The sequence below is a fragment of the Nioella nitratireducens genome, from assembly GCF_001879715.1.
Taxonomy (GTDB): Bacteria; Pseudomonadota; Alphaproteobacteria; order Rhodobacterales; family Rhodobacteraceae; genus Nioella; species Nioella nitratireducens.
The window spans coordinates 87,925-95,120 of record NZ_MNBW01000014.1; the positions used below are offsets into that span (position 1 = coordinate 87,925).

Annotated in this window: 7 protein-coding genes and 1 tRNA gene; 2 read left to right on the forward strand and 6 right to left on the reverse strand. The window is 64.3% G+C overall.

Going from position 1 to position 7,196, the window contains the following annotated elements:
• Positions 1-47: 47 nt before the first annotated feature.
• From proB to BKY27_RS14740, 6 genes are all read right to left on the reverse strand, one after another.
• Entirely contained in the window at positions 48-1,160 is a 1,113-nt protein-coding gene (gene proB, locus BKY27_RS14715) for a glutamate 5-kinase (protein ID WP_071675247.1), read from the reverse strand.
• Positions 1,148-2,185 carry a GTPase ObgE gene (gene obgE / locus BKY27_RS14720; RefSeq protein WP_071675248.1) on the reverse strand — a complete coding sequence of 346 codons (1,038 nt, stop codon included), beginning with the start codon at positions 2,183-2,185 and terminating at the stop codon, positions 1,148-1,150. Before obgE ends, proB begins: the two co-directional genes overlap by 13 nt.
• Positions 2,186-2,274: 89 nt before the next feature.
• On the reverse strand, positions 2,275-2,814 hold the full coding sequence (locus BKY27_RS14725; protein WP_071675249.1) for a GNAT family N-acetyltransferase: 540 nt from the start codon (positions 2,812-2,814) through the stop codon (positions 2,275-2,277).
• A gap of 169 nt (positions 2,815-2,983) precedes the next feature.
• Positions 2,984-3,253, reverse strand: coding sequence for a 50S ribosomal protein L27 (gene rpmA, locus BKY27_RS14730; RefSeq protein WP_071675250.1), 270 nt, complete (start codon positions 3,251-3,253; stop codon positions 2,984-2,986).
• Between the two features lie 12 nt (positions 3,254-3,265).
• Entirely contained in the window at positions 3,266-3,901 is a 636-nt protein-coding gene (locus tag BKY27_RS14735; protein ID WP_071675251.1) for a 50S ribosomal protein L21, read from the reverse strand.
• 200 nt (positions 3,902-4,101) lie between these two features.
• The gene (locus tag BKY27_RS14740) at positions 4,102-4,941 is read right to left on the reverse strand and encodes a hypothetical protein (protein WP_071675252.1); all 840 of its coding nucleotides are present in this window, start codon (positions 4,939-4,941) and stop codon (positions 4,102-4,104) included.
• 179 nt (positions 4,942-5,120) lie between these two features.
• Here BKY27_RS14740 and BKY27_RS14745 point away from each other — a divergent pair.
• Positions 5,121-5,210 (forward strand) — tRNA-Ser (locus BKY27_RS14745).
• A gap of 146 nt (positions 5,211-5,356) precedes the next feature.
• Positions 5,357-6,646: a DUF6538 domain-containing protein gene (locus BKY27_RS14750; protein WP_071675253.1), complete on the forward strand. Its 1,290-nt coding sequence runs from the start codon at positions 5,357-5,359 to the stop codon at positions 6,644-6,646.
• The last annotated feature ends 550 nt before the right edge of the window (positions 6,647-7,196 follow it).

A 7,196-nucleotide genomic window follows, 5' to 3' on the forward strand; every position in this document is an offset into this window, starting at 1 on the left:
GCTCCGTGACTGGGGTCGAAATTGGGTATTGTAGCAAAGAAGAGGGATCAGAAGGCCATATCGTCCCGGTGAACAAGCGCGGCCCGGCCCGGATAGCCGAGGATCTCTTCGATCTCGCGCGAGTGGTGGCCGGCGATGGCCATGGCTTCCTCGGCGGTGTAGCGGCTGAGGCCGAGACCGAGGCGGGCGCCAGTCGGGGCCTCTATCGCCACCGGATCGCCGCGCCGAAAACTGCCGGTCACCTGCGTGACCCCGGCAGGCAGCAGGGAATTGCCGCGCCCGAGGGCCGCAACAGCCCCGTCATCGAGGCGTAACGCCCCTTTCGGCTTCATCGCGGCAATCCAGTGCTTGCGGGCGGTCTGCGGATCTTGGGTAACGGTGAACCACGTGGCATTCGCCCCTTCTTCCAGCGCGCGCAGCGGGTTGAGGACCGAGCCTTCGGTGATCGCCATGGCACAGCCTGCGGCGGTGGCAGTGCGCGCGGCCATGAGCTTGGTCTTCATGCCGCCCTTGGACAGGCCCGACCCCGCATCACCTGCCATCGCCTCGATGTCGGGCGTGATCGCGGGGATCACGTCAAAGCGCGTGGCAGCGGGATCGTCCTTGGGGTTGCCGGAATAGAAGCCGTCGACATCCGAGAGGAGCACAAGCTGATCGGCCCCGGCCATGGCCGCCACGTTGGCTGCAAGCCGGTCATTGTCGCCATAGCGAATTTCATCCGTGGCGATGGTGTCGTTCTCGTTCACGATCGGCACCACGCCGAAGCCCAGAAGCGTGCCCATGGTATTGCGGGTGTTGAGGTAGCGGCGGCGGTCGGCGCTGTCTTCCAGTGTGACGAGGATTTGCCCGGTGGCGATGCCATGCGGCGCGAGCGCCTCTTCATAGGCGCGGGCAAGCCGGATCTGGCCCACGGCGGCGGCGGCCTGTGCCTGTTCCAGCGCCAGAACCCCCTGCCCCAGCCCCAGCACCGAGCGACCAAGAGCGATAGAGCCGGACGAGACCAGCACAACATCGGCACCGCGCGCCTTGATCCGGGCGACATCGGCGGCCAGCGAGTGCAGCCAATCGACGCGCAGCGCGCCGGTATCCTTGTCGACCAACAGGGCCGAGCCGATCTTGACGACCAGCCGCCGTGCCGAGGAAAGCGTTACGGCGTCCATCCTTCGGGCGCCTCCTCCTGCTCTTTCTTTTGGCGCAGGCGGTTCGAGTCGATCTTGCCGCGCAGGGCGCGCAACACATCGGTCACGCCGGATTTCGCGACGCCGGACATGGTCATGACCGGGCCAGCCTCGGCCCCGAGCGCAGCTTGCTTTTCGGCCAGTTCCTCGTCGCTCAGGGCGTCGATCTTGTTCAGCACGGTAATGCGAGGTTTGTCGGCCAGCATATGCCCGTATTCTTCGACCTCATGCACGATGGTCCGGTAATCTTCGACCACGTCCTCTGCGGTGGCATCGACCAGATGCAGCAACACCGCGCAACGTTCCACGTGGCCAAGGAAGGTATCGCCAAGCCCCCGGCCCTCATGTGCGCCTTCGATCAGGCCCGGAATATCGGCCACCACGAACTCCACCCCGTCAACGCCGACCACGCCAAGGTTGGGGTGCAACGTTGTAAACGGATAGTCCGCGATCTTGGGCCGCGCATTCGAGGTGGCGGCGAGGAAAGTGGATTTTCCGGCATTGGGCAGGCCAAGCAGGCCCACATCGGCAATCAGCTTGAGCCGCAGCCAGATCGTGCGCTCTACCGCCTCTTGGCCCGAGTTGGCGCGGCGCGGCGCCTGGTTGGTCGAGGTCTTGAAATGCAGGTTTCCAAAGCCGCCATTGCCACCCCGAGCCAACACCACGCGCTGGCCCAGTTCGGTCAGGTCGGCGATCACCGTCTCTTCGTCTTCTTCGAGGATTTCGGTGCCGACGGGCACGCGCAGGATGATGTCGTCGCCATCCTTGCCGGTCCGTTGGTTGCCCATGCCAGGCTGGCCATTCTTGGCGAAGAAATGCTGCTGATAGCGGAAGTCGATGAGCGTGTTCAGCCCATCCACGACCTCGACCACGACGTCGCCGCCGCGCCCGCCATCGCCGCCATCCGGGCCGCCGTATTCGATATATTTCTCGCGCCGGAACGACACGCAGCCGTTTCCGCCCGCGCCCGAGCGGATGTAGACCTTGGCTAGATCGAGGAATTTCATGGTTGTCCGGTTCCCTGCGGGATCTGCCCCGCTTTGAATATGTGGTTAGAGGGAACCGGGCCGAGGCTCAAGCCCCGGCGCACAGGCCCTCAGTCGAGTTTGCGCAGGTAGGTCCAGGTCGGCACCTTGGCGTTGCGCGCGACCGAGAACGCCTCGGCATCGCCCAGATAGGCGAACTTGGCGTTGGTCAGCACGCGGGCCGAGCCCGGATTGTCCTGGAACACGCTGGCGAACATGGTGTCGTTGTTCAGCGGGTTGGCCGCGACCAGGGCCTTGACGGCCTCTGACGCGAGGCCGGTGTTCCACATCGCGGGCGCCACCCAATAGCTGACCTCGGATTGGTTGCGGTCCATCTGTTGCAGGGAGATCATCCCCATCAGCTCGGACCCGCCCTGTTCCGTCGCGTCCATGGCCCACACGAATTCCTTTCGCTCCCCGCGCTGCGCCTTGGCCACCATGGCCTCGGCTGCGCCGGGTGGCAGCGGGTGCGGGATAGAGGTCGTCATTTCGGCAACCCGCTTGTCGGAGGCGTAAAGCTCCAACAGGCCGACATCCGAGGCCCTCAGCGGCCGCAGCACGAAGCGCGGCGTTTCGACAACGGCCTGCCGAACGATGGTTTCCTGTTTCATTCTGCTCCTCCTCAGAAACAGCTCTTCGGGGTCCGGGCCCCGTTTCTGCCCCGTTTGAAAATGGGGATGGAAACGGGTCTCCTCAAGTCCGGGTGCCCCTGAAATGCGCGAAGGGGGACCGGCTGTGGTGCCGATCCCCCTCACAATGTCTTGCAAATAAGGTCCGGCGTTACTCGGCGGCTTCTGCCTCCGGAAGTACGGAAATAAAGGTGCGGCCCTTGAGACCTTTGTGGAAGGTCACGGCGCCTTCGACAGTTGCAAAGATCGTGTGATCCTTGCCCATGCCGACGCCCTCGCCCGGCCACCACTTGGTGCCGCGCTGACGGGCGATGATGTTGCCGGGGATCACTGCCTGACCACCAAATTTCTTGACGCCGAGACGGCGACCGGCAGAGTCGCGTCCGTTCCGGGAGCTACCGCCTGCTTTTTTATGTGCCATGGGTGTCTCTCCTTACTCTGCGAGTTTCGCTTTGGCCTGATCGACCCAGCCTTCGCGCTCGATGCGGCCCTTGAAGGACAGTTTTTCGTCCATCTCGGCGATATCGGCGTCGGTCCATGTGGCGATCTGGGCGAAGCTGGTGATGCCAGCTTCATTCAGCTTCTTTTCAAGCGCTGGGCCCACGCCGGACAGCGCCTTGAGGTCGTCGGCGCCGGGTGCGGCGGCTGCGGCCTTGGGGGCGGCTTTCTTCGCGGGCTTGGCTGCCGGGGCGGCCTCTGCCGATGCGGAAACCGAACCGGCGCCCGCTGCGGCCTTCACACCGGTCGCGTCGCCACCTTCGGCGAGAATATCGGTGATCCGCACAAGCGTCAGCTTCTGACGATGCCCCTTGGTCCGCTTCGAGCTGTGCTTACGGCGACGCTTGACGAAGTGGATGAGCTTTTCGCCCTTGATCTGGTCGATGACGGTGGCTTGAACAGCCGCACCGGCAACGGTCGGCGTGCCGAGAACGGTGGTGTCGCCACCGAGCATCAGCACGTCGTTGAATTGGATGGTTTCGCCAGCATCAGCAGCCAGTTTCTCGACGCGAAGCACGTCGCCGGACTGGACCTTGTACTGCTTGCCACCGGTCTTGAGGACCGCAAACATACACGTCTTCCTTTTCTTGCCGCGCCCTGTGGCCCCCGTTTGCGGGTGTTGGTGCGACCGGTGTCGCGCCTCGGGCAGCGTGCCCTGTTCGGGCATCGGTTAAAAATGACAAACGCCGCCCGAGTCACCATGGGCGGCGAATGAAGCCTGCGTTTGCCCCAGAGCGTCGTTGCTGTCAAGGGCCAAACCCGGTGATCGGGCTACAGGGCCTCGCCGGTCATGAACATCGCCGCCGCCTGCCCCAACCGGCCACTCATCGCAGTAAACACCGCGTCATAGCCTTGAAACAGAACCTGGTTGTAGAGCTGCCCCGCCGAGGTTTCGCAAAAGGCGATATAGGCCGACAGGTCGTCATCGCTGAGGCCGGAATAGGCCATCAACTGAAAGGAATACAGCCACCGTACGGTGTCCTCGCGCAGGGTCGGTTCCTGTTGCCACACCTGAGCCAGCAACTCCGACTCGGGCACGGGGCGCGGATAGGCGCCGCCCTCTGACAAGCCGCTAAGGAAGGCGTAGTTCGAGTTGAGCGAACCCATCACGTTATAGTCGATGAAGCCATTGACCGACGTGAACTCTTCCAACAGGTCAAGGCGCGGGTCGCCATCGGCGCGGTGCTGGTCATAGATCTCGTAGGCTGCCTCCTCGACATCCGGGTCCAGCATCGCGCGCCACGCGGTCAGCTCGCCATCAATAATGCGCCGCCCAAGGGCGCTGTCAAAGAACGCCACAATCGCCGCGGTGTTTTCGCGGGTCAGGCGATCTTCGGGAAAATCGGCGACGAACACCGATTCCAGCGTGCCGGGCGCGTAGAGCCGGTCGACAAAGGCGGACCAGCCGGTGTTGCTGCGGTCGGGGAACAGTTGCTCTTCCAGTCCGGCGGCATCGCGCCGCCCGGCATCGCGCATGATGTCGAGGCTCTCGGACACCCCGATCGACTGAAGCATCGTCTGGGTCCGCGGCGCCAGATCGCTGAGCGCCTGCGCCCCCGCGATGCCCGCAGAGAAAACCATGGTGACCGAAAGACAAAGCGCACGCAGCATTAAAGCGATCCTTTCCACTGTTCAGGCCCGGTGCCTGTGCACGACAATGGGCACGCGGCGACGGGAAATCCAGTGACAGGCCGATCAAATGCCGTTCATCGGCGGGAAAGCGTCAAAACCCCCTTGCGCCCCCCGGCATGACCGTCTAAATCCCCGCTCCACGACCCCTGATTAAGCGCGGAGAGGTGCCGGAGTGGTCGAACGGGGCGGTCTCGAAAACCGTTGTGGGTGCAAGCCCACCCAGGGTTCGAATCCCTGTCTCTCCGCCACTTCCCAGATGGTCGCGATTTAAATTTATCCAATATAGTCAGTTGGTTGGCGCGGAATTCGATCTGCGCCGCACCCGATGCCCCCTTGAAATCAACCAATTCTGCTACACATCTTGCTACACGGCGGGCGGATGTGGAGGGGCGCGATGCAGCTGATGATGCGGGGGAAGACCTGGCACTTGCGGCGGCGTGTGCCGGCCCGGTTCGCCTCGGTGGAGCCGCGGCGTGAGGTCTGGGTCTCGCTCAAGACCGACTCGCTCCAGCAGGCGGCGAAGAAAGCGCCTGCGGTCTGGGACAGCCTTGTCGCGGGCTGGGAGGCGCAGCTGGCGGGCCGGTCTGAGGATGGCGCCGCCCGGCTCGAGGTGGCAAAGGCCATCGCCGCCAGCCATGGGCTGAGCTACAAGCCCGCCCGCGACCTCGAGGATCTGCCGCTGGAAGAGCTGCTCGCGCGGGTGGAGGTACTGCAGCGCCGGGACGGCACGGTGAACACGGTTGCGGCGCCTGCGGTGCTCGGGACGGTGGAGGCGCCCTCGATGACCGTTTCCGAGGCGCTGACCGAGTACTGGGTGCTGACGCCCGACCGGATCCGGGGCAAGAGCGCCGACCAGAAGCGGCGTTGGGAGAACCCGAGGAAAAAGGCCATCCGGAACTTCATCGATGTGGTGGGCGACCGCCCCATCGCGGCGCTGACGCGGGCCGATTTTCTTGACTTCCGGTCCTGGTGGCTGGAGCGGATCGCGGAAGGGAACCTGACGCCCAACTCGGCCAACAAGGACTTGATCCACCTGTCCGATGTCCTGCGGACCGTGGATGAGCTGAAGGGGCTCGGTCTCGACCTGCCCTTGCACAAGCTGATGCTAAAGGAGGGCGACAAGGCGGAGCGGATCCCCTTCTCGGATAACTGGATCCGGGAGAAGCTGCTGGCCGATGGGGCGCTTGCCGGCATGAATGACGAGGCCCGCGCGATCCTGGTCGGGATGATCAATACGGGCTACCGCCCCTCCGAGGCGGCCGGTCTGACCGCGGACCGCATCCGGCTCGACCACGAGGTGCCGCACCTGGTAATCGCGGCGGACGAGACGCGCCAGATCAAGAACAAGACCTCACGGCGCGAGATCCCGCTGACCGGGGTCAGCCTCGAAGTTTTCCGGGCCTTTTCGTCCGGCTTCCCGCATTACCGCGAAAAGCCCGCGACCCTCTCGGCTACGGTGAACAAGTCTCTGCGCGAAAACGGGCTGATGGAGAGCGACAGGCACGTAATGTACAGCCTGCGGCACAGCTTCGAGGACCGGATGCTGCGGGGCCGGATCGATGAGCGCATCAGGCGCGAGTTGATGGGGCACTCCCTCGGTTGCCAGAAATACGGCCAGGGCGGTGGCCTTGCCTTCAAGGCCGGGGAGCTGGCCCGGATCGCGATCGAGGGGGTGTTTCCCTGAGGAGCGCGCGGGCGCGGTCAAGAGCGGCGTGACGGAGTTTGAGCTTGTCGCGTTCAGCCTCGAGGCGGAGGAAGATGGGCAGATAGGCCTCGTCCTGCTCGAGCAGCTCCGCCACCACGCGCAGGGCGTTCTCTATGCGCTCCTCGAGGGATCTCTGCCTGTGCTGCTGGGGACCTCTCGACCTGTCTGTTGGCGCGGCTGCGGTGGAGGTGAACCGGTGCGTGGTTCCGTTTCGCTCGGCGGTTCCGGACGGACTGTCACACGACGCCGCAGGCGTGCAGCCGCGCCGTCCTGTGTTGACATGCCTCTCCCGGTCGCGTGCCATATGCCGCGGTCTCCCCTACGGTGCCGGGAGCTCCGGCACCGTGCTCCGATGTGATCAACCTGCTGCGGGGTGTCCCCGCGTCTCTGAGGGTGATGTAGACTCGGAATTTCGGTTTGGGGGATTTCGGCGGTGCCGACAGTGGTACTGCGTAAGCGGTTCGCCGCCCCCACACTTTCGAGCTGACGTGTGATCTGCGATTCAGAGGCTTCTTTGGTTTGTGGGGAG